The organism is Paraburkholderia tagetis (assembly GCF_022213065.1).
GTDB lineage: Bacteria > Pseudomonadota > Gammaproteobacteria > Burkholderiales > Burkholderiaceae > Paraburkholderia > Paraburkholderia tagetis.
On sequence record NZ_JAKLJA010000035.1, the window covers coordinates 15,617 to 37,151 of the forward strand.

The window sequence follows — 21,535 nt, forward strand, 5'->3', positions numbered from 1 at the left end:
TCAGCGGATCAGGCGGCGCTGGCGTCGTCGCGGGCTCCGCCTTTGGCGCGCCGCGGCGCCGAGAGCCGCCGCGCGATGCGTCGGAACGCGAACCCTTGCTGCGCCCAGAACCCTTCGCCATAGCGCTCGCCTTCGAGCTGATCGCGAATGCCGGTAGGCTCGATTTCGCGATTGAACGAGGCGCTGCCGAACATCATGTCCCACCACGGAAACAGCACGCCGAAGTTGCAGCCATAGGTCGTGCCTTCATGGCCATAGCCGATGGCGTGATGGCGACGGTGAAAGCGCGGGCTCACGAGGAGCCGCTCGCCGAGCCAGCCGAAGTGCAGGCGGATATTGGCGTGCTGCACGTTCTGCACGAAGTTCGTGAGCGCGACGAGCCCGACGAACTGTGCGGGCGGCACACCCACCACGAGCGCGATGCCGGCGAACATGCAGGACTGCCCCAGCACGTCCAGCAGGTGATTGCGGTTATCGCACCAGAACGACATCTTGCGCTGGCTATGATGGACCGCGTGCAGCTCCCACCAGAGGCCGAAGCGGTGCGAAAGCCGGTGATACCAGTAGCCGAAGAAGTCGAGCGCCACCAGATAGATCACGAATGTGACGAGCGGCACGGTCGTCACACCCGGCCAGAGATTGTCGATGTCGACGCTCATCACGCCGTGCAACCTCAGCCAGCCCTGCGTCCGGTCAAAAACCGGCTGCAGCGCGAAAAAGAACAGCAGGTTGAAGATGCCGAGCCGCGTGATCCAGGTATAGAGGGCGTCCACGCCCACGCCCTTGCGGTCGCGCCATTTTTCCGCCGGCATGCATGCTTCGAGCGGACGCAGGATCGCGTACATCGCGGCGATTGCCAGCACCCCGACGATCACCCAGTACAGCGCGTCGAACGTGTCCTCATCCACGTCCATGAAGCCGGCGTAAAAGAGCAGCGGCTGCAGGACGTTCACATAGATGAGCGTCTGGAGCCACGACACGAGGTCGTTGGCGCCGGACGCGGCCCAATGTGCCCAGGAACTCAGAAAAGCTGGCATGTACGGAAGCAATCCATCGACGGAGCGCTTGCAGAAGCTCGCAACTCAGGCGCTAAATTCAGGCACCATTAGGCGACATGACCGGCGCGCGGTCGTAGAAGTAGATGCCATGCGGCGAGCGGCCCACGGCGATCGTCTTGATGAGCTTCTTCGTCTGCATGTCGATCACGCCGATGCGCCTGGCAAAGCGGAACGTAACCCACAGATAGCGCTTGTCGGCGGTAAGTTCCATGTCGTCGGGTCCGGGCAGCAGGCCGTTGATCTCGCCCACTTTCTCGAGCGACTCTTCGTCGAGGATGCTGATGACGTTGGACAGGCGGCTCGACACCAGCACGTGGCGGCCATCAACCAGCGAGCGGAAGTTGTGCGCCGCCTTGCCCACCTGGATCGTCTTGATGACCTTCTGGTTGCGCCAGTCCACCACCGCGACGTAGTCGGCGCCCGTCATGCCCACGAGCAGGTACTTGTCGCCGGGCGTGAGCCAGAGGCCCGCGGGCGCCGCGCCCACTTTCATCTTCCAGAGCACGCGCTGGGTGGGCAGGTCGACCGCAGCGATCTCGCCCGACACCTGCAGCGAGACGAACACCGTATTGCTGTCCTTCGTGAACGCCAGGTGGCTCGGCATGGCCGAGAGCGGCAGGCGCTTTGCAACGGTGAAATTGCCAGCGCCCCCATAATGGTAGATATCGAGGCGATCGAGACGCAGGCCCGTGGTCACGAACCACTTGTTGTCGGGCGAAAAGCCAAGCTGATATGGGTCTTCGATATTCTCGATCCAGCGCTGCGGCTTGCCCGTCTTCGGGTCGACGAACAGCAGGTTGTTCGACACCGAATTCGCGACGATGAGCGAGCTGTTGTCGGGCGTGGGGAACAGATGGTGCGGCTCCTTGCCCGTGGGCACGGTGCCAACCACGTCGTGGGTCTTGTCGTCGATGAGGCTCAGCGTAGCTTCGCCCGAATTCAGCACGATGATATTGTTCGCGCGCGCGGCGCTCGCGGTAATGCCCGCGAACGCGGCACAGGCCAGCGCCGCGCAAGCGGCCTTCGCAACGAGGCGGCCGGCGGCGCGGCGAAATGATTGATTACGCATGGAGAGTCGTTTCCGGACAGGTTCGTCATTGTAGAACGCCTACCTTTCCGCAAGGTTGACGTAGTGCCGATGAAATATGGCGGGGTGCGACACCTCGTCCCGTTTTGCCCTGCCTGCGTTGTCCGCTTTGTCCGCTTTGCCCTCTCTCCCCTCGCCGTTTTCGAATTTTTGCGATCGTCCAGTGCCTGTTCATGCCGGATGGCCCGCGCAGTGCCGCGAGCCGTCGCATGGCGTCAGCGCAGCATCGATTCCCAGACCTTGTGCAGCCGCTTGACCGACACCGGCATCGGCGTGCGCAGTTCCTGCGCGAAGAGCGAAATACGCAGTTCCTCGAGCAGCCAGCGGAACTCGGCCAGGCGCGGATCGAACACGCCGCCGCGCTGCGAAAGCGCGCGCTGATACTGCTGCGCAAGCGGCAGGAATTCGGCCGCCTGGCGCGCATCGCGGGCCGGATCGGCGCGCAGCTTGTCGATGCGCAGCGCCACGCCCTTGAGGTAGCGCGGGAAATGCACGAGCTGCGCATAGGGCGTCTCCAGAATAAAGCGCTTGCCGATGAGCGCATCGACCTGCGCCTGCATATCCGCCGCCGGCGCACCGAAGGCCTTCGCCTGCACGAGCTTCTTCGCCAACGCGGCGTATTCGGCGAGGATCTGGCCCACGAGCCGCGCGATCTCCTGCGCGAGCAGCGAGAGACGTCCGCGGCCTTCGTCCTTGCGCGCGTGGAAGCTCGCATCGTCGTCGGGCAGCGGGTCTTGCAGGCAAGCGCGGTCAAGTGCGAGCTCGATCAACTGGTCACGCAATTCCTCCTGCGTGGCCCGCGCCATGAACTGCATCGCCATCTCGCGCAGGCCCGGCAGATTCTTCTCCATATAACGGATCGGCTCGCGCAGCTGCAGCGCGAACAGGCGCCGCAAGCCCGCGCGATGGACGCGCGCGGCCTCTTCGGGCGAATCGAACACTTCGACATCGCAATGACTGCCGCGATCGACCAGCGCCGGATAGCCGAACAGCGTCTGGCCGCCCCGCCGGATCTCCAGCAGCTCTGGCAGCTTGCCGAAGTTCCATGTCGTAAGGTTCTCGTACAGCGCGGTCGGGGTCGGCTGCGCGGCGGCGGCGGCCGCGGGCGTGTGCGGCGCGTTGCCCTGCCTGGAGCCACTCTCGGCGCCGCCTTTCGGCGCGCTCGTCGACGCGTCGGCGCCCGGCTGCGACGCGTCTTGCGCAGCGGTGCGCGGCTCACCGGTCCCGCGCGCCTCCAGTGCCGCCAGCGCGGTCGCGCTCGCGAGCTTCTGGAACTGCTGCTGCGCCTGCGCGCCAAGCTCGCTGCGCAGTTGCGCGAGATTGCGGCCCATCGCAAGCTGGCGACCGTGCTCGTCGATCACCTTGAAGTTCATGAACAGGTGCGCCGGCAGCAATTCGAGTTTGAAGTCGGCCGACTTCAAGGCGACTTGCTTTTGCTCGCGCACATCGGCGATGAGCGCCTCCACGAGGCCGCCCGCGCCGAAGCGCTCGCCGCCCACGCGCTCGGCAAAGCCCGCCGCGTACTCGGGCAGCGGCACGCAATGGCGGCGTAGCTTCTGCGGCAGCGACTTCAGCAACAGATGAGCCTTTTCCTTGAGCATGCCCGGCACGAGCCATTCACAGCGGCGCGCGTCCACCTGGTTGAGCGCGTAGAGCGGCACCGCGAGCGTCACGCCATCGCGCGGCGAGCCCGGCTCGAAGTGATAGGTGAGCGCCATCGCCACGCCCGACATCGTCATGCGCTTCGGGAACAGCTCGGTCGTCACGCCGGCCGCCTCATGGCGCATCAGGTCGTCGCGAGAGAGATAGAGCAGGCGCAACTTGTCTTCGGGCTGTCCGCTCTTTTTCACCTCGTCGCGATACCAGCGCTCGAACGACGCGCCCGAATAGAGGCCCTCGGGAAGCGCCTGATCGTAGAAGCCGAAGATCAGTTCATCGTCGACCAGCACGTCCTGGCGGCGCGACTTGTGCTCGAGCTGCTCGATATCGGCGAGCAGCTTGCGGTTGTGCGCGAAGAACGCGAGCTTCGTATCGAACTCGCCCTCCACCAGCGCACCGCGAATGAAGAGTTCGCGCGCACGCGCCGGGTCCTGCTTGCCGAACGCCACCCGCCGGCGCTGATACACCGGCAAGCCATACAGCACGCCGCGCTCGAACGCGCTCACCTGCGCCGCACGCTTTTCCCAGTGCGGCTCGGAAAGCGACTTGCGCAACAGATGCGCGCCCACTCTCTCGAGCCACTCAGGTTCGATCTTCGCGATGCAGCGCGCGTAGAGCCGGCTCGTTTCGATCAGCTCGGCGGCCACGACCCAGCGCCCCGCCTTCTTCACGAGCGCCGAGCCCGGCCACAGATGGAACTTGATGCCGCGCGCGCCGAGGTAGTGCGGCTCGTCGTCGGCTTTCAGGCCGATATTGCCGAGCAGGCCCGTGAGCAGTGCGTGATGGATCTGCTCGTAGGTCGCGTCCGCTTCGTTGATGCGCCAGCCGTGCTCGCGCACCACCGTAAGCAGTTGCGAGTGGACGTCGCGCCATTCGCGCAAGCGCAGGTGCGAGAGGAAGTTCGCACGGCACGAATCCACGAGCTGCTTGTTCGACTTCTTGTGCGCGACCGCCTCCTCGAACCAGGCCCAGATCTTGAGCCACTGGAGGAATTCAGAGCGCTCGTCTACAAAGCGGCGATGCGCCTGGTCGGCCTGCTCCTGCGCCTCGATGGGCCGGTCACGCGGGTCCTGCACCGAAAGCGCGCTCGCGATGATCAGCACTTCGCGCATGGCCTGCTCGTCGCGCGCGGCGAGAATCATGCGGCCCACACGCGGATCGAGCGGCAGGCGCGCAAGCTCGCGGCCCAATGGCGTGAGCGCGTTGTCGTCGTCGACTGCGCCCAGTTCGTTGAGCAACTGATAGCCGTCCGCGATCGCGCGGCCCGGCGGCGGCTCGATGAACGGGAACGTCTCGATCGCCGTGAGATGCAGCGATTTCATGCGCAGAATCACCGCCGCGAGCGACGAACGCAAAATTTCCGGATCGGAAAATTTTGGCCGCGAAAGGAAATCCTGTTCCTCGTAGAGGCGGATGCAGATGCCGTCGGCCACACGACCGCAGCGGCCCGCACGCTGGTTCGCGGCGGCCTGCGAAATCGACTCGATCTGCAACTGCTCGACCTTGTTGCGGTACGAGTAGCGCTTCACGCGCGCAAGACCCGTGTCGACCACATAGCGGATGCCCGGCACCGTGAGCGAGGTTTCCGCGACGTTGGTGGCCAGCACAATGCGGCGCGCGTTCGACGGCTTGAACACGCGCTCCTGCTCCTGCGCGGAAAGCCGCGCGAATAGCGGCAGGATTTCGGTGTGCGGCGGGTGGTGCTTGCGCAGCGCTTCGGCTGCGTCGCGAATCTCGCGCTCGCCGGGCAGGAACACGAGCACGTCGCCGGAGCCCTCGCGGCACAGCTCGTTGACTGCATCGACAATCGCGTCCATCAGATCGCGGTCGGTATCTCTTTGCGACTTGCCTTTTTCTCGTCCAGTCGTCCCCTGCGCGGCCTTCACCGCCGGGCTGTCCTCCTGCACCGGCCGATAGCGCACTTCGACGGGATACAAGCGCCCGCTCACCTCGATCACGGGCGCGGGCTTTTCCTCGCTGCCGAAATGGCGGGCGAAGCGATCGGCATCGATGGTCGCCGAGGTCACGATCAGCTTCAGATCGGGCCGGCGCGGCAGGATCTCTTTCAGATAGCCGAGCAGGAAGTCGATGTTCAGACTGCGCTCGTGCGCCTCGTCGATGATGATCGTGTCGTAGGCCTTGAGCAGCGGATCGGTTTGCGTCTCGGCGAGCAGGATGCCGTCGGTCATGAGCTTGACCGACGCGCCCGGCGCGAGATTGTCCGTGAAGCGCACCTTGTAGCCGACCACTTCGCCGAACGGCGTGCCGAGCTCTTCGGCAATGCGCCTGCCCGTGGCCGACGCCGCGATCCGGCGCGGCTGCGTATGGCCGATGAGGCCGGTGCCGCCCGCGCCGCGCCCACGCCCGAGCGAGAGCGCGATCTTCGGCAACTGCGTGGTCTTGCCCGAGCCGGTCTCGCCGCTCACGATCACGACCTGGTTTTCGGCGATGGCGCGCGCGATTTCCTCGCGGCGGCCCGAGACGGGCAGCGCTTCGGGGAACGTGATGGGCGGAATGGGATTCGGCGTGATTGGCGCGCGCGGTTCACGAGGTTCACGTGGCGTGCGCGGCTGGCGTTCGGCGCGCGGCGCGCGCTCGCCTCCGTTGGCGGGGCGCGATGCGTTTTCGGATTTCGGCTCGGCCGGATTAGGCTCGGCCGGATTCGGCTTGGCCGGCCGCGGTGAATTCGGCTCGCGCGGCTGACGCGATGGCTTCGGTTGCTTCGGCTGTTCCGGGCGCGGCGGTTGATGGCGCTGCGTCTGCGCTTGCGCATCGCGCGGTTCGCCGCGCTGTGCCGCGCGTTGATCGGTGTGCGTTGCTCCCGGCTGCGCGCCCCTACGTTGCTGTTGCCGCGGATCGCGACGCGCCTCGCCGGCCCGCTGCTGAGTCTCAACCCGCGCTGCCGGTTTGTTCTCGCTTTGCTGCTGTGCTGTCTGCGCAGCCGGATGCGTTCCAGCGCGCGCTTCGCGCACCGCTGCCGTCTTCGCCGAGGCTTGTTCCCGCACTTGCGGACGCGCCGGCTGCACGCTCTTCTGCTCGCCGGCCTGGCTACTTTTCTGCTCGACCGCCTGCGCGCCTTTCTGCTGATCAGGCTGATTCGGCTGATTCCGCGCCCCACCGCCCACGAGCGCGGCGAGCCGCTCGGCAGACGCCAGCTTTGGCCCCTCGCCATACTTCTGCGACGCGCGCTTTTCCTGCGCGCCGCCGTGCGCCGCGTCTTTTCCTTCAGGGGTGTTGCTGCCCTGCGCCGAGGCAGGTCTTTTGGGTACATTCGACATGGGGGCGCATTATAATCCCGGGCATGAATTCCCAAACCGACCTCGTCCCCGCCACCGCGAGCGCGCCGGCCTCCGCCGCCGCGGATCCCGCTTCCCAGCTCGTCGCGCAGCACGCGCAGTTCGTCGACTGGATGCGATCGGTCGCGCCCTACATCCACATGTTCCAGGGCAAGACCTTCGTCGTCGGTTTCGGCGGCGAAGTCGTGCACCAGAATCTGCTCAATGCACTCGTCGCCGACATCGCGCTGTTGCAGGCCATGGGCATCCAGATCGTGCTCGTGCACGGCTCGCGCCCGCAAGTCGAAGAGCAGATGAGCCTGCACGGCGTCGAGTCCGAGTTCTCGCACGGCATGCGCATCACCAATGCCCGGGCGCTGGAATCGGCGAAAGAAGCCGCCGGCGAAGTGCGTCTCGACATCGAAGCCGCGATCAGCCAGGGTCTGCCGAACACGCCGATGGCGCACGCGCACATCAGCGTCGTCTCAGGCAATTTCGTGACGGCGCGCCCGGTCGGCATCCTGGACGGCGTCGACTTCCAGCACACGGGCGTCGTGCGCAAGATCGACGCGGACTCGATCCGCCATTCGCTCGCAAGCCGCAAGCTCGTGCTGCTCTCGCCGCTCGGCTTCTCGCCCACGGGCGAGGCGTTCAATCTGTCGATGGAAGACGTCGCCTCGGCAGCGGCTATCGCGCTGCGCGCCGACAAGATCATTTTCCTCACGGAAACGCCAGGCCTCATCAGCGAGGAAGGCGAGCTGATCCGCGAAATGTCGCTCGACGACGCCTACAAGCTGCAGGAAAGCGGCACCGTGCTCGGCGACGAGGGCTTCTACCTGAAGCACTCGATTCGCGCCTGCCGCGGTGGCGTGGGCCGCGCGCACATCCTGCCCTACGCGCTCGACGGCAGCGTGCTGCTCGAACTGTTCCTGCACGACGGCGTGGGCACCATGATCTCGTACGAGAACCTGGAGAGCCTGCGCGAAGCCACGCCGGACGACGTCGGCGGCATTCTCACGCTGATCGAGCCGCTCGAAAGCGACGGCACGCTGGTGCGCCGCGGGCGTCACCAGATCGAGCGCGACATCGACCACTTCTCGGTGATCGAGCACGACGGCGTGCTGTTCGGCTGCGCCGCGCTCTACGCGTATTCGCAGGAGCGCATCGGGGAAATGGCGTGCCTCACGGTCTCGCCCGAGGCGCAAGGCTCCGGCGACGGCGAGCGGCTTCTGCGCCGCATCGAGCAGCGCGCGCGGGCACGCGGCCTCACACGCATTTTCGTGCTCACCACGCGCACCGAGCACTGGTTCCTGAAGCGCGGCTTCGTGAAGGCCACGGTCGACGACCTGCCCGAAGACCGCCGCCGCCTCTACAACTGGCAGCGCAAGTCGCTCGTGCTGATGAAACAGCTCTGAGCGCCCCCATCTACGGATGAAGCGCCTCGCCGCCCACACATACGACTACAGGAGAAGCACAGCATGGCCCGTATGATCCAATGCGCGAAGCTCGGCAAGGAAGCCGAGGGACTCGACTTTCCCCCGCTGCCGGGCGAACTCGGCAAGCGCATCTACGAAAACGTCTCGAAAGAAGCATGGCAGCAGTGGCTCAAGCAGCAGACCATGCTCATCAACGAGAACCGGCTGAACATGGCCGACCCGCGCGCGCGTCAATATCTGATGAAGCAGACTGAGAAGTTCTTCTTTGGCGAAGGCGCCGATCAGGCGTCGGGCTACGTGCCGCCGACCGAAGGCTGAAGGTTCGGCGAGGCATGCCGGGCCCATCTCCGGCGTCAGGCCCACGCCCTGTCCACGATGGCCCGAAGGCGGCCATAACCACCGCAAAAACCGCGCCCGAGGGCGCGGTTTTTTTATGCGCTTCATGCGTTATCCGGGTCCATCGCAGGGTGCGCCAGCCGGTGCTTCAGCGAGGTGCGTCATCATGGCCGGCAGATCGCGCAATCCCCCGCCACACGGGGGCTGGCGCGCGCCCCCCAGAGCCCCGCCGGACGGGCCGTTTGCGCGATCTTGCGTTATCGTGCTACCATAACGCTCTGTTCGACACACATTAGTCATCAACCTCGCATCAATTGCGATCGGGCTGGCGCCCAAAAACGCCTTCTTCCTGATCGCTTTCATACAAAAAGAACGTTCCGCCACGCGGGCCTTCTTTTTCGTTTCAGCGGCGCTTCACGGGCACCCTCGTGCCGGTCCAGCGTCCTCATGCGTCTTGCCCCCCAACCACGGCCACGCAAGGCGCAACGCATACGCACAATTCGACCGAGTGTTGTTTCGCGACACTTCAGCATGCCATTCGTGCGCCGCCTGCCTCGCAGGCGCACCGGACGCCCTTGCTTTGCGGCGCTCGCGCACGACATTGCCGCTATCGCGAAACGATACTCTCCGGCAACCGTGGCGAGGCTTCGCAGGCCCGTCGCTGTCATTGGAGATGCAGACCTTGACCGCTTCCACTTCCGGTTCATCGGCGACTTCGACCGATCTTACCCTCGACGAGATTACGATCGTCGACAACAACCTCCTCAAACGCGCCGTCGGCGCCATGGCGCTCGGCAACGCCATGGAATGGTTCGACTTCGGCGTGTACAGCTACATCGCCGTCACACTCGGCCAGGTGTTCTTCCCGTCGAGCAGCCCGTCGGCGCAGTTGATTGCGACCTTCGGCACGTTCGCTGCGGCGTTCCTCGTGCGCCCGATCGGCGGCATGGTGTTCGGGCCGCTCGGCGACCGCATCGGGCGCCAGCGCGTGCTCGCGATGACCATGATCATGATGGCCTGCGGCACCTTCGCGATCGGCCTGATCCCGTCGTACCACTCGATCGGCATTGCCGCGCCCATTCTGCTGCTCGTGGCCCGCCTGATCCAGGGCTTCTCGACGGGCGGCGAATACGGCGGCGCGGCGACCTTCATCGCCGAATTCGCTCCCGACAAGCGCCGCGGCTTCATGGGCAGCTTCCTCGAGTTCGGCACGCTGATCGGCTACGTGTTCGGCGCGGGCACGGTCGCCGTGCTGACGGCCACGCTCTCGCACCAGCAACTGCTTGACTGGGGCTGGCGCGTGCCGTTCATGATCGCGGGTCCGCTCGGCCTCGTGGGTCTCTACATCCGCACGAAGCTCGAGGAAACGCCCGCGTTCAAGCGCGAAGCCGAACTGCGCGAAGCCGAAGAGCATGCGCGTCCGAAGCTCACGCTGAAGTCGCTCGTCACGGAGCATCTGCGCCCCTTCCTGCTGTGCGTGGGCCTCGTGCTGATCTTCAACGTGACCGACTACATGGCGCTCTCGTACCTGCCCAGCTATCTCTCGGCGACGCTGCACTTTAACGAAACGCACGGCCTCTTTCTCGTGCTGATCGTGATGGTCCTGATGATGCCGATGACGCTCGCGTTCGGCCGTCTTTCGGACACCATCGGCCGCAAGCCCGTAATGCTCGCGGGCTGCGTGGGGCTGATCGTGCTGTCGATTCCCTCGCTCACGCTGATCCAGACGGGCGAGCTGCTGCCGGTATTCTTCGGCCTCCTGATTCTCGGCACGCTGCTCTCGTGCTTTACGGGCGTGATGCCCTCCGCGCTGCCGGCGCTGTTCCCGACCGCGATCCGCTACGGCGCGCTCGCCATCGGCTTCAACGTGTCGGTGTCGCTGTTCGGCGGCACGACGCCGCGGGTCGCGGCCTGGCTCGTCGAGCACACGCAGAACCTGATGATGCCCGCGTACTACCTGATGGGCGCGGCAGTGATCGGCATCGTCACGGTAGTGTCGCTGCGCGAGACGGCACGCAAGCCGCTGCCGGGCTCCGCGCCGTGCGTCGGCACCAAGGCCGAAGCCCACGCGGTGATGCGCGGGGTGCGCGTTGCCCGCGAAATGGACGAGCGCTATGCCGCGCATGCCACAGTGCGGGTGTAACACTGTCATAGCGTAGCCATAACGCTTCAGACGCTGCGGATTTCGCATCGGAAACCATCGGAAGGCCAGCCGCGTGCTGGCCTTTTTTGCGTCCGGCCAAGGGCGCCTCTACTCGGGGCGTCTCCACGCGGAATGCCTCCCTTGCGTGCGACTTGCTCAGTCGATCAGCCGTGTATGCTCGATGCGCAGTGCGCCATCATTTCCGATCGTCAACATCGCAGCGGAAATCGGCAATTTGAAGCGGCGCGGTCCTGCGCTGCCAGGATTCACGTAGTGCACACCATCGCGCATTTCGAGTGCGGGCTTGTGCGAATGGCCGCTGACCACGACGGAGATGCGCTGCGCGGCCTTATCGGCGTTCAGATTGCCCTGGTTGTCCAGACCGCGCAGGTCCGTCAGTTCGTGGACGACAGCAATCGCGATTCCGCCGATTTCGACCACGGTTTGCACAGGCAGCGCCTCGGCCCATGCGCCGTGATCGTTGTTGCCGCGCACCGCAGTCAGCGGCGCCATCTGGGCGAGCCGGTCGAGCACGCCTTGCTCGCAGATATCGCCCGCGTGGACGATCGCATCGCTGCCATCCAGGAAACGTAGCAGTTCGGGTCGCACGAGATTGTGCGTATCAGAAACCAGCGCGACGCGCAGAGAATGTTGACGTGACATGGGGCAGCGTTTCGTAGCGGAAAAAACGGATGCGGCGCGCCTCGTGTCCGAAAGGAAACAACATCGCTGCGCCGACTCTCTCACTCGCGGGCATCAACGTCCGTGCCGAAATACACAGCGAGCCAGACGGTAGGCGCTGTCGTGTCAGTCCACGCCACGCGATGCCGGCAGTGTGCGGGAATATGTACGTAGTCGCCAGGATGCATCCGCTGGCGCGCGCCGCCTTGCCCCTCGAATTCCAGTTCCGCCGCGCCCGTAAGCAAAACAACCCACTCGTCGCGCGGATCGTCGTACCAGAACCCTTCTGGACTCGCCTGCCCTGTCGAGACGATCCGCTCGATCAACACGCCGGCTTGCGCAACGAGTCGCTCGAAACGCTCATCACGCGCGGCGGATTCGATGCCGGCGTAGAGGTTTCCCGAAGCGATGCCTGAAGCATTGACGGACGGACTAACCACGGGATCGCGAGCAGACTCGCCGGAGTGGGCGTTTTCGCCGGGCGCGCTCATGCGAGCGGCCTCAGCCCGCCGAGCAAGGTCGGCACCAGTTCGCTCACCGTCGGATGGATATGCATCGCGTATTCGAGCGTCGTATAGGGCGCGTCGGCGGTCATCGTGTCGATGAACGTATGAATCGCCTCATCGCCTTCCATACCGAAGATCGTCGCGCCCAGAATGCGCCGCGTTCGCGCATCCACGAGTGCCTTCATGAATCCGTCCGTCTCGCCGCGCTCGCGTGCACGGCCGACGCGCGACATCGGCATTGTCGCGATCAGCGCGGGCCGCCCGCTCGCGCGCACTTCGCGCTCGCTCAAGCCCGCGCGCGCAAGCGGCGGATCCACGAACACGGCATAGGCGGGAATGCGTGAGTCGGCGCTGCGATGCGCGCCGTCGAGCAGATTCGCCGCGACGATCTGGTAATCGTCGTAAGAAGTGTGCGTGAATGCCCCGCGCCCGTTCACGTCGCCGAGCGCCCAGACACCTGGCACGCGAGTCCGCAACTCTCCGTCGACGGGAATAAGGCCGTGCTTGTCTCGCTCGATGCCTGCCGCGTCGAGTCCGAGATCGTCGGTATTCGGAATGCGCCCCGTGGCGAACAGCAGATGCGAAACATCGAGCGCTTCGCCGCCGAGTTCGATGCGTATCCCCTCCGGGCGCGGACCGCCCGCGGCCACGCTTGCAGCCGCCACGCCGCCAGTGCCGCCAGTGCCGCCTGCGCCGCTCACGCCGAGTGGCGCCACGCTGCGCGGCGCGTTGCCGAAGCGAAACTCCACGCCTTCGCGCGCCAGCACGTCCTGTACCGCACGGGCGACGTCGTCGTCCTCGCGCGCCAGCACGCGCTCCCCGCGCACGAGCACCGTCACCCGGCTGCCGAAGCGGCGAAACATCTGTGCAAATTCGAGCGCCACATAGCTGCCGCCAACAATCGCCAGATGTGCCGGCAACGTCTCCAAAGCCAGCAACGTCGAGTTGGTTTCGTATCGGATACGGTCGAGCCCGGGCAGGTCGGGCACGGCGGCGCGTGTTCCGGTATTGACGAAGATCTTGGGCGCTTCGAGCGTCACCGTTTCGCCGCTCGCCAACGTCACGCTGACCGCATGTGCAGCACTAAAGCGCGCATGTCCTTGCAGCACCGTAACGTTGGGAGCACTACGCAGCCAGTGTTCGACACCATCGCGCGACGCACCAATGATGCGGTCTTTGCGCGCCTTCACGAACGCGAGATCGACGTTCACGCCCGCGACTTGCGCGCCGTTTTCCACGCCGTCCTGCACGGCATTGCCGATTCGCACGCCGAAGTCCGCCGCATGACGCGCCACATGTGCGGCACGCGCACAGGCCACATAGGCCTTGGTCGGCGTGCAACCGACATTTACGCAAGTGCCGCCGAACGCCGCGCGCTCGATCACCGCCGTCTTGCGTCCGCTGGCTCCAAGCCGCACCGCGAGCGGAGGACCGCTCTGCCCCGTGCCGATCACGATCGCATCAAAACGCTGTGCCATGCCGACCTCCTCGTGCAATCAACGTGCAGCTCACATGCCTGCACCACGTTCGCGCCATCTTACGCCGGCCACGCCACGTGCGAGCGCGCCGCCCCGTTGCACGTTGGTTGCGCGTTGGAGCGCCGGCATGACAGCGCAGCGAGCCCGCTAAAGCGCTCGAGTTTCGAATCGGAAAACGGGAAAAAAAGAGCCGCCCCGGATCATGAGGCGGCTCACAAGGTGACGTCACAACAGCAAACGGGCGATGCCGCTGCGCGTCGGGGGGGATCGTAAAACCAGTGCGCTATCTGTCCCTCGAAGGGAAACAGAATCAGTGGACGCGTTCGACCGGCGCCGCGCATCCATGGCTCGCGCACCAGAGTTCGCGTGAGCGCTGCAGCGCCGCGCGCGCACCGCGCGTCGCCACCAAAAGCCCGATCTGGCCCATGTTGAAGTCGAGCGACACCATCAGCTGCATGAGGTCTACCATCGGCAAGACCAGTGCTGGCTGATACAACTGTCGTTCGATAAAGGATTTCATGACGGCTCCCGCTGGAACCGCCGCGTCGCGGTGACGTAGCGGCATTTCGATGAGAGCCATTCTAGGAATGTAGCGTCCGCCGATAAATGGCCCGGACGCGAAGTCACTTGTCGCCAAACGCGAACAATCGCGCCAACGGCGAAACCGACAATCGGAAGAAGCGATCTGCGGGTCCGCTCGCGGACCCGTGGCTTATTCGAGCGGCGTCGCCACGAACTCGGGCAACGCTTCGGCGCGCTCGGAGTGCGCGGCGAGCGCCGGATAACGCGCGGGGTCCGCGATGCCCGGCAGGATGTGCTGTGTAAAGCGCCAGGCCACCGCGGCCGTGATGTCGGCCTGTGTGATCCGCCCTGCGCACAGCCAGCCAGCGCGGCCGTTCAGCAGCTTATCGAGCACCGCGTACGCGGCGTGCATCTGGACATTGACGCGCTGGAGCCACGGCTCGTGCTGGCGCTCCTCGGGCCGCAACTGGCGCTCGTAAATCTGCTGGATCGTCTTCTCCATGGCCGCCAGAGCGAAACCGTTCACGCGCAGCGCAAAGGTGCGCTCCTGCGATTCCTCGGGCATCAGACGCTTCGCTGCCGGCACCTTGCGGTCGAGATGATCGAGGATCAGCGTGGAGTCGATCAGCAGCGTGCCGTCGTCGTCGATGAACGTCGGGGCCTTCACGACCGGATTGATCTGAGCGAACTCGTCGTAGTGCCGGAACACCGAGACACTGCGATGCTCGAACGGCATCCCGAGCACGTGCAATGAAATCGCGACGCGGCGCACATACGGGGAGTCCATCATGCCAATCAACTGCATTGCCGCACCTCGCTCGAGAAAAGGGGAAAAAGGGGACTGGACAGCCGATAGTGCAACATCGGCGGATGTATTTCAAGATTCGTCTCGCCATCCCATGACTAGCCGATCCCGCCTCCACCGCCACGACGATCACGCCCGGGAAAATAGTGCCGGAAGATCTTGATTCGAACGGCTGGTGCTATGTGCATCGCGTTAACGGCTCAGCAAGAAATGATCGATATCAAACATTAAAACGGCTCAAACGAGGCCGTGTCGATGTGCCACCCAGGACTTAATTTGTCCAACGCTACATTCATTAGCTGACGGCACGCGTGACGCGACGCGCCATTGTTGCGCCGCAACGTTCCCGCGTCTCGCAGACCATCGTGACGCGCCTGCTCGCACAGGCGCGCCACATAAGGCTCGGCGCGTTGCGCTCCACAACACAAGGATGCCGAAACATTACTCCCCCGCATTTCAAGGCGTTTTCGGGCGCCGCATGTGTTGCAGTGCATCGCCGGGAAACTCCTGGATTCGTACGCCGAAAGGCTGAGATAGTCTGACTGCACAAGGAGACGAAATCATGAGACAAGCATTCAATGTTGGCATCGTCATCATCCTCGCACTCCTCCTCGGGAATCGGGTGATGACCCGCGTGCAGGCGCACGAAAACGGCGCGGTCACCTGCGCCCGGGGGTCGGAACTCGTTCGGCTCGACGCGCTCACGCGTGGCTTCACCGCCATCGGCGCGCGTAGCCAGGGAGAGAACTTCCTCTCGTCTTGCCTCGTCTCTGGCCAGGCGCAGGTTGGCGATATCATCGCGCACGACTGATTCGCCCAATCGTCCCGGACGCCCCGCATGCGGGCGTGCCGCAAGCGAAACGTGCAGCTCGCGTGTGGCGCTACTGCGCGGCGCATGGACGACCTTGGCACGTTCTGTGACATAGATATGTGTCGCGACTGCACTCGCGCCCGACTCCTGCGAGCACGCCTTGGCGCCTGCCCTAAAGCCTGCTTGTGAGCGCCTGGCGCGGCGGCGCGATTGGGCGCTGCGCACGCCACAAAGTGTTAACCCTCTTCGGGCGGTGTGTTCCGCGCTTACGAACGCACACCGTCTTCTCACAGCGCCCTCACGCTACATCCGCATGACGCGCGCTAGCGCACCCATGCTCAGCGTTTAAGGACGTTAATTAACCTCCAGCCCCGAGTTGCCAACGCCTGCATTTGGCGGCGACAATGGTGCGCGATCAGGAGGAAATTTATGAAAGGCAGCATCCTGTTGCTTGGTCTCAGCATGCTAACGGCATGCACGTCGGTAACCAGTGTGAATTCAAGACAGGATGGGCATCTTTCGCTAACGAGCCGGGCGCGCTGGGACATCGTCTCGTGGAATCATGTGCGCAGCGCCGGTTTCAAGGAAGCGCAGGCTTATTGCCACAAGCAGCATAAGGAGATGCACGCCGTCGATGTGCACAGCGAAGGCCTGCGTGGCGTCACTGCCCAAACAGTAGAGGTAATCTTCGACTGCATTTAAATCGTTCTCTCGCAGATACCCCACCCCACGCAACAAGCATTTCGCCAATCAACTCCGGCTTTTCGCGCACAAACCTTGCATAAACGCAATGGTTTGTTGTCGTTCTCCCTGATACTCAATCCGCATCTTGCAGATACACTGACGAAACATTTTGTTACGGCTTGTATCATGCTCACAGCCTTTTTCATCGCGTGTCCATTGGCGATAGCGGCGCTTTTCGGCTTTGCGCGGCTCGTCAATCCCCACACCGGCCAGATTCGCAGCCGTTGAGCGCCCGCCACGTCTTCTGCGAATCCACGAGCCCATGCAACAAAAAACCCGCGAGGCGTTGCGCCATCGCGGGTTTAGGGCTTCTTGCAAAGCATGTTCAGGATATGTCCTGGTGCCGGCGACCGGACTCGAACCGGTAAGCCGTGAGGCGGCGGATTTTCGTCACACTACGTCTTTCGACGCCGCCCGCGAGCTTCTTGCGGGTGTTCGTGCGCTGGACTATGCCTTCGCCTTAGCCCTGTGGTGCGCGGTCGAGCCGCACCGGGACCTTAGGCGCCCCCCGTCTAGTCTCTACACCTTCCTGGCCAGCGCAAAAAAGCGCCAGCCGGCTTGGCTCGGCGTCGCCTCGGCACGATGCGCGCTCGCGCACTGCAAAGTCCAGGGGGTTCGCCGAATTTGAGGGGTTCTGCACCGGCCGTTTCCGGCTGGGCACTCAATCTAGTTTTAAGTCCGCTATGTTTACCAATTTCATCACGCCGGCAAAGCGGACGCGATTCTACCATTGCCCCGCTCGCCCTCCCAAGCGCCCGCTTCACCGGGCCGCCCACGCGACGGCAACCATGCGTGAACGCCGCACCATCGAAAAGTTGTGAACACAACATCTTTGAGATCCGATGCTGACAGTCACCGTCTCGGCACGCGGTGTTCAAGACATGGCCAGCACGATCGCATACGCTCCGGTATGATCGGCACGCCCGGGCTCGTTCGGATCGCGTTTCGCCTGTACGAGCCCGGGCAGCCTTTTGCAGCACCCGGTATCGCCGGGCTCCGCCCTCACTGCGCACATGTCCACACCCGATTCCGCATCCGCTGGCGAACGCCAGTCGCTGCGCGGCCTGCTGCTTCTGCTCGCGACCATCGCGGGCGTAGCGGTCGCGAACATCTATTACAACCAGCCGCTGCTCGATGACTTCCGCCAGGCCTTTCCCGCCGGAGCCGAATGGATCGGCGCGGTGCCCGCCGCGACACAGCTCGGCTACGCGTTGGGCATGCTGCTGCTCGCGCCGCTCGGCGACCGCTTCGACCGTCGCCGCATCATCCTCGTACAGACGGGGCTGCTCTGCCTCGCGCTGCTCGCCGCCACCACCGCGCCCACGCTGCCGGTGTTGATCGGCGCGAGCCTCGCCATCGGCGTGCTCGCCACCATCGCGCAGCAGGCCGTGCCGTTCTCGGCGGAACTCGCACCGCCCGAGCAGCGTGGCCACGCCGTGGGCACCGTCATGAGCGGTCTGCTGCTCGGCATCCTGCTCGCGCGCACGGCAGCGGGGTTCGTCGGCCAGTACTTCGGCTGGCGCACGGTATTCGGTGCATCGATCGCGGCGCTGCTCGTGCTCGCCGTGGTGGTCGTGAAGAAGCTGCCGAAGAGCCAGCCGACCTCGACGCTCGGCTACGGCAAGCTGCTTGCCACGCTCTGGCATCTCACGGTCGAATTGCGCGGCTTGCGCGAGGCATCGGCGATTGGCGCGTGCCTCTTTGCCGCATTCAGTTTGTTTTGGCCCGTGCTCACGCTGCTGCTCGCAGGCGAGCCGTTCCACCTCGGTCCCCAGGTCGCCGGGCTCTTCGGCATCGTCGGCGCGGCGGGCGCGCTCGCCGCGCCCTGGGCGGGCCGTTCCGCCGACAAGCGCGGCCCGCGCGCCGTCATCACGCTCTCGATCGTGCTCATCGCCATCTCGTTCGTGATCTTCGCGTTCTCGGGCAAGAGCCTGATCGGCCTCGTGATCGGCGTGATCGTGCTCGACGTGGGCGTGCAGGCCGCGCAGATCTCGAACCAGTCGCGCATCTATGCACTGCGCCCCGAAGCGCGCAGCCGCGTGAACACCGTATTCATGGTCTGCTATTTCATCGGCGGAGCAACGGGGTCGGCAGTGGGCGCGGCCACGTGGCATGCGTTCGGCTGGATCGGCGTATGCGTAGCGGGTCTGTGCTTCAGCGCGCTCGCAGCATGGATCCACTACGCCACGCGGGCACAGTCCGATGCAAACACCTGAACGCGCGACGCGCTTTCGCCGCGCGAGTGCCGCGCCAAGTACGTGTGCGGCCAGCATCGCGAGTTCGTAAATTGGGTCAGGCACGGGGTGTGCTGAAGAAGGTTTCCCTCACTCAGTGGAGACCCCCCTCATGAAACGCCTGATTGCCTTGCTTCTCGTCACCGCGTCGGTTGCGGCGCTGGCCGCCTGCAACACCGTCGCGGGCGCGGGCCAGGATCTGTCCTCGGGTGGCCACGCCATCACGAACAGCGCCGAGAAGGCGAAGTAACCGGCGCGGCAATCGCGGCGCCAGCGCATTTGCCGGAGCCGCGACTGTTCGCCAGCATTGCGCCATAGACTGAAAAACGATTCGTGGTCCAAATGATCTCGCGAGATCAGGATGCCTTTCGCCGATCGTCGAACAGGAACGAGAGTCCGACGCTACCAAGGATCAGCACGGTTGCGACGATCGTGCCGACGGTAATCGGCTCGCCGAGCGTGAGCGCGCCCAGTATCACCGCGACGACCGGGTTCACATACATGCAGCTGCTCGCCACGATCGGGCTCGTGTGCCGAATCAGATAGCCATAAGCCACATACGCAGCCATCGTGCCGATCAGCATCAGATAGACGAACGCGACGATCGGCAGGAAATGCAGCGTGCCCATGCGCTCGCCCGTGATCCATGCCACCAGCGTCGAGATCGCGCCACCCAGACCGATCTGCAGCGCCGTCGCGATGAAGAGATCGGCCGGCAGTTCGAGCCGCCCCGCGAGATGCGCGCCAATCGCCCAGAAGAGCGCGCCGCCGAGAATCGCGAGGCTGCCGCCCGCTGTGCCGCTCGCACCGCCGCCGTGGCTGAGTATCGCGATACCGACGAGCCCCAACGCCACCGCCGCCCATTCGCCGTTCGCGATACGCCGCCCGGCTGCGGCGGCAATGAGCGTGGCGAACAGCGGCACGGTCGCGACCATCACGGCTGCGGTGCCGGTGCCGACCGTGCGCATGCCGTAAGCCAGCATGCCGCTCGACAGGCCTACCAGCATCGTGCCGACGACACCTGCGTTACGCACCTGTGCGACGGTGGGCATGGGGGGGCGCCGACGCACGGCAAATACGAATAGCCCGATGCCGGCAAGCAGATTGCGCAAGCCCGAGAGCAGCAACGGCGGAAAGGAGCCGAGCGCCACGTGTACGCCGAGATAGGTCGAGCCCCAGACGAAATAGACGACCGCGAGTGATAGCGCGACGCGGCCGCCGCGCGACTGCGGTAGCCGCACGCTGCACGCAAGGCGCCAGCACTGTGCGCCGGCCTGGATCAGGGTCTGTAGCAGCCCTTGAGCGATCGAACTGCCGGTCCAGCGGGAAGGCAAACGGGGAGGCATCGTCATTGCACCGCGGAAAGGCTGAGGGCGGACCGCGGACATCCCGCCGGACGTGAGACGGGACGAATGAGGCGCAACGGCATGATGGAAGCGGCGAAAAAAGAAAGTGCGAGATGTACCCAGGAAGGGCACGAAGGACACCCATTACAGCAACTGCGCGAAGGACCCGGACCGGGCGCCACGCATTATGCAACAAGGCACCGCGCAGCGGACGTAGCGAGCGCGCTTTATGCTCAGGCGCGCAGCTTGCGCGCAACGCCCGGTGAAACGCGGCGCTGATACCGACGCCACGACCAATGCGCAGCAAGCCGCCGTAAATCGTTCGCTTCGGCCGCGCGCAATGTCCACGGTAATTGAGGCCGTGTTAGCATGTTATCTGCTTTCAATAATCTTTCAATTCCTCTCGTCTCTCATGTATCCGTCGCTCACGCACCTTGCCGTGCACCTTGCCGCATCTTTGCCGCCGCGCGCCCAGCGCGGCGCGCAGGCGTGCGCGGGAGCGTTTCCGGATGCGCGCGCCGCCGCCCGACGACACCTCCCCGGCTCTCCGGCCCCGCTCGCCGCCGCCCGGCGTCCATACTGAACCGCCCTCCGCTTCCCGGAGCCGTTCGGTCGGGCTCCGGGCCGATCCCCCACCTTTTTCTATCCCGGATCGTAAGGAGAACCACCATGTCGAAGAAAATCCGCTATTTGACCGAGCTCGATCTCGCTCGCCTCGAAAAATGCGCCGCCGAACCTGGTGCCGCGCCCGCACGCCAGATCATGCTCGACGAACTGCTCGAACGCGCAGAAATCGTCGACTCGCGCAAGGTCGCAGCCAACGTCGTCACCATGAACTCGCAGGTCACGCTTGTGAACCAGCGCTCGGGCGAGGAAGTCACGTTCACCGTGGTCTATCCGGTGAGCGCCAACCTCGCCGCCGGGCGGCTGAACGTTTTTTCGCCCGCGGGCCTCGCGCTGCTGGGCGCCAAACGCGGCGAGTCCGTGCGCTTCACGCCCCCCAGCGGCGCCGTGGAGACGTTCAAGATCGACCGCATCCTGTTTCAACCCGAAGCTGCGGACGATTTCACGCTGTAAGCATCGCGCCATGAGCATCACCCCACTACGATCTTCCCGCCTCGCCTGACACGTTTCACACGCCAGAGCACTTGCCAGATCGTCGCACCACGGTGTATTGTTTGGCCTGCTTACGCGGGGGTCCTGCGTCATGCGCCGCTTCGAACTGTTCATATGAATATTCAAGCCGCGTATTGCGTGGGTGAGAAATACCCTTTGAACCTGATCTGGATAATGCCAGCGCAGGGAAGCGTCCGGACTTCGCAACGCATCACGCCTCACCTCACCCAGCGAAGTCCGTCAACGTTCCGTCTCATCTCCTGCTAAGCCGCTGTTCCCAATTTGCTTTGCATGGAGA

Annotated in this window: 17 protein-coding genes and 1 riboswitch; of the genes, 8 read left to right on the forward strand and 9 right to left on the reverse strand. The window is 64.7% G+C overall.

What is annotated here, in order from left to right; all coding sequences use genetic code 11:
• Nucleotides 1-8: 8 nt before the first annotated feature.
• The 3 genes from L5014_RS29195 to hrpA form a co-directional block, all read right to left on the reverse strand.
• A complete protein-coding gene (locus L5014_RS29195) occupies nt 9-1,037 on the reverse strand; it encodes a sterol desaturase family protein (protein ID WP_238467279.1) in 1,029 nt (342 codons plus the stop codon).
• 58 nt (nt 1,038-1,095) lie between these two features.
• Entirely contained in the window at nt 1,096-2,127 is a 1,032-nt protein-coding gene (locus tag L5014_RS29200) for a YVTN family beta-propeller repeat protein (protein WP_238467280.1), read from the reverse strand.
• A gap of 233 nt (nt 2,128-2,360) precedes the next feature.
• Nucleotides 2,361-7,082, reverse strand: a complete 4,722-nt coding sequence (gene hrpA, locus L5014_RS29205; protein ID WP_238467281.1) for an ATP-dependent RNA helicase HrpA — start codon at nt 7,080-7,082, stop codon at nt 2,361-2,363.
• A 23-nt stretch (nt 7,083-7,105) separates the two neighbouring features.
• Here hrpA and argA point away from each other — a divergent pair, with 23 nt between their 5' ends.
• From argA to proP, 3 genes are all read left to right on the forward strand, one after another.
• On the forward strand, nt 7,106-8,494 hold the full coding sequence (argA, locus tag L5014_RS29210) for an amino-acid N-acetyltransferase (protein WP_238467282.1): 1,389 nt from the start codon (nt 7,106-7,108) through the stop codon (nt 8,492-8,494).
• Between the two features lie 63 nt (nt 8,495-8,557).
• Nucleotides 8,558-8,833 (forward strand): oxidative damage protection protein, encoded by a 276-nt coding sequence (locus L5014_RS29215; protein ID WP_028204208.1) that lies wholly within the window; start codon nt 8,558-8,560, stop codon nt 8,831-8,833.
• A gap of 691 nt (nt 8,834-9,524) precedes the next feature.
• Nucleotides 9,525-10,994 (forward strand): glycine betaine/L-proline transporter ProP, encoded by a 1,470-nt coding sequence (gene proP, locus L5014_RS29220; protein WP_420800161.1) that lies wholly within the window; start codon nt 9,525-9,527, stop codon nt 10,992-10,994.
• Between the two features lie 156 nt (nt 10,995-11,150).
• Here the strand turns inward: proP and L5014_RS29225 are convergent, their stop codons facing one another.
• The 5 genes from L5014_RS29225 to L5014_RS29245 all read right to left on the reverse strand — a co-directional run bounded on the left by L5014_RS29225 (nt 11,151) and on the right by L5014_RS29245 (nt 14,986).
• Nucleotides 11,151-11,657: a metallophosphoesterase family protein gene (locus L5014_RS29225; RefSeq protein ID WP_238467284.1), complete on the reverse strand. Its 507-nt coding sequence runs from the start codon at nt 11,655-11,657 to the stop codon at nt 11,151-11,153.
• Between the two features lie 80 nt (nt 11,658-11,737).
• The gene (locus tag L5014_RS29230) at nt 11,738-12,166 is read right to left on the reverse strand and encodes a cupin domain-containing protein (RefSeq protein ID WP_238467285.1); all 429 of its coding nucleotides are present in this window, start codon (nt 12,164-12,166) and stop codon (nt 11,738-11,740) included.
• Nucleotides 12,163-13,659, reverse strand: coding sequence for a mercuric reductase (locus L5014_RS29235; protein ID WP_238467286.1), 1,497 nt, complete (start codon nt 13,657-13,659; stop codon nt 12,163-12,165). Before L5014_RS29235 ends, L5014_RS29230 begins: the two co-directional genes overlap by 4 nt.
• A gap of 310 nt (nt 13,660-13,969) precedes the next feature.
• Nucleotides 13,970-14,179 (reverse strand): hypothetical protein, encoded by a 210-nt coding sequence (locus tag L5014_RS29240; RefSeq protein WP_238467322.1) that lies wholly within the window; start codon nt 14,177-14,179, stop codon nt 13,970-13,972.
• Nucleotides 14,180-14,371: 192 nt separating this feature from the next.
• Nucleotides 14,372-14,986, reverse strand: coding sequence for a glutathione S-transferase family protein (locus L5014_RS29245; RefSeq protein WP_238467287.1), 615 nt, complete (start codon nt 14,984-14,986; stop codon nt 14,372-14,374).
• A gap of 562 nt (nt 14,987-15,548) precedes the next feature.
• On the opposite strand from L5014_RS29245, the gene L5014_RS29250 reads away from it, so the two are divergent.
• From L5014_RS29250 to L5014_RS29265, 4 genes are all read left to right on the forward strand, one after another.
• The gene (locus tag L5014_RS29250; protein ID WP_238467288.1) at nt 15,549-15,797 is read left to right on the forward strand and encodes a hypothetical protein; all 249 of its coding nucleotides are present in this window, start codon (nt 15,549-15,551) and stop codon (nt 15,795-15,797) included.
• Nucleotides 15,798-16,226: 429 nt separating this feature from the next.
• Nucleotides 16,227-16,499, forward strand: a complete 273-nt coding sequence (locus L5014_RS29255; protein WP_238467289.1) for a hypothetical protein — start codon at nt 16,227-16,229, stop codon at nt 16,497-16,499.
• Nucleotides 16,500-17,554: 1,055 nt separating this feature from the next.
• Nucleotides 17,555-18,757, forward strand: coding sequence for an MFS transporter (locus L5014_RS29260; RefSeq protein ID WP_238467290.1), 1,203 nt, complete (start codon nt 17,555-17,557; stop codon nt 18,755-18,757).
• Between the two features lie 130 nt (nt 18,758-18,887).
• Nucleotides 18,888-19,025, forward strand: coding sequence for an entericidin A/B family lipoprotein (locus tag L5014_RS29265; protein WP_238467291.1), 138 nt, complete (start codon nt 18,888-18,890; stop codon nt 19,023-19,025).
• A gap of 106 nt (nt 19,026-19,131) precedes the next feature.
• On the opposite strand, the gene L5014_RS29270 is transcribed toward L5014_RS29265, so the two are convergent.
• Nucleotides 19,132-20,127, reverse strand: a complete 996-nt coding sequence (locus L5014_RS29270) for an EamA family transporter (RefSeq protein WP_238467292.1) — start codon at nt 20,125-20,127, stop codon at nt 19,132-19,134.
• Nucleotides 20,128-20,790: 663 nt separating this feature from the next.
• Between L5014_RS29270 and L5014_RS29275 the strand changes: the two genes are divergently transcribed.
• Nucleotides 20,791-21,198: a GreA/GreB family elongation factor gene (locus tag L5014_RS29275; protein ID WP_238467293.1), complete on the forward strand. Its 408-nt coding sequence runs from the start codon at nt 20,791-20,793 to the stop codon at nt 21,196-21,198.
• A 106-nt stretch (nt 21,199-21,304) separates the two neighbouring features.
• Nucleotides 21,305-21,444: riboswitch (TPP riboswitch) on the forward strand.
• Nucleotides 21,445-21,535: the final 91 nt, after the last annotated feature.

Bases quoted from the DNA above. Each gene is read 5' to 3' on its own strand.
- L5014_RS29230 (WP_238467285.1), bottom strand. From the start codon at position 12,166: ATGAGCGCGCCCGGCGAAAACGCCCACTCCGGCGAGTCTGCTCGCGAT.
- L5014_RS29235 (WP_238467286.1), bottom strand. From the start codon at position 13,659: ATGGCACAGCGTTTTGATGCGATCGTGATCGGCACGGGGCAGAGCGGT.
- L5014_RS29240 (WP_238467322.1), bottom strand. From the start codon at position 14,179: ATGAAATCCTTTATCGAACGACAGTTGTATCAGCCAGCACTGGTCTTG.
- L5014_RS29225 (WP_238467284.1), bottom strand. From the start codon at position 11,657: ATGTCACGTCAACATTCTCTGCGCGTCGCGCTGGTTTCTGATACGCAC.
- argA (WP_238467282.1), top strand. From the start codon at position 7,106: ATGAATTCCCAAACCGACCTCGTCCCCGCCACCGCGAGCGCGCCGGCC.
- L5014_RS29270 (WP_238467292.1), bottom strand. From the start codon at position 20,127: ATGACGATGCCTCCCCGTTTGCCTTCCCGCTGGACCGGCAGTTCGATC.
- L5014_RS29275 (WP_238467293.1), top strand. From the start codon at position 20,791: ATGTCGAAGAAAATCCGCTATTTGACCGAGCTCGATCTCGCTCGCCTC.
- L5014_RS29250 (WP_238467288.1), top strand. From the start codon at position 15,549: ATGAGACAAGCATTCAATGTTGGCATCGTCATCATCCTCGCACTCCTC.
- L5014_RS29200 (WP_238467280.1), bottom strand. From the start codon at position 2,127: ATGCGTAATCAATCATTTCGCCGCGCCGCCGGCCGCCTCGTTGCGAAG.
- L5014_RS29215 (WP_028204208.1), top strand. From the start codon at position 8,558: ATGGCCCGTATGATCCAATGCGCGAAGCTCGGCAAGGAAGCCGAGGGA.
- hrpA (WP_238467281.1), bottom strand. From the start codon at position 7,082: ATGTCGAATGTACCCAAAAGACCTGCCTCGGCGCAGGGCAGCAACACC.
- L5014_RS29265 (WP_238467291.1), top strand. From the start codon at position 18,888: ATGAAACGCCTGATTGCCTTGCTTCTCGTCACCGCGTCGGTTGCGGCG.
- L5014_RS29245 (WP_238467287.1), bottom strand. From the start codon at position 14,986: ATGCAGTTGATTGGCATGATGGACTCCCCGTATGTGCGCCGCGTCGCG.
- L5014_RS29255 (WP_238467289.1), top strand. From the start codon at position 16,227: ATGAAAGGCAGCATCCTGTTGCTTGGTCTCAGCATGCTAACGGCATGC.
- L5014_RS29260 (WP_238467290.1), top strand. From the start codon at position 17,555: ATGTCCACACCCGATTCCGCATCCGCTGGCGAACGCCAGTCGCTGCGC.
- L5014_RS29195 (WP_238467279.1), bottom strand. From the start codon at position 1,037: ATGCCAGCTTTTCTGAGTTCCTGGGCACATTGGGCCGCGTCCGGCGCC.
- proP (WP_420800161.1), top strand. From the start codon at position 9,525: ATGCAGACCTTGACCGCTTCCACTTCCGGTTCATCGGCGACTTCGACC.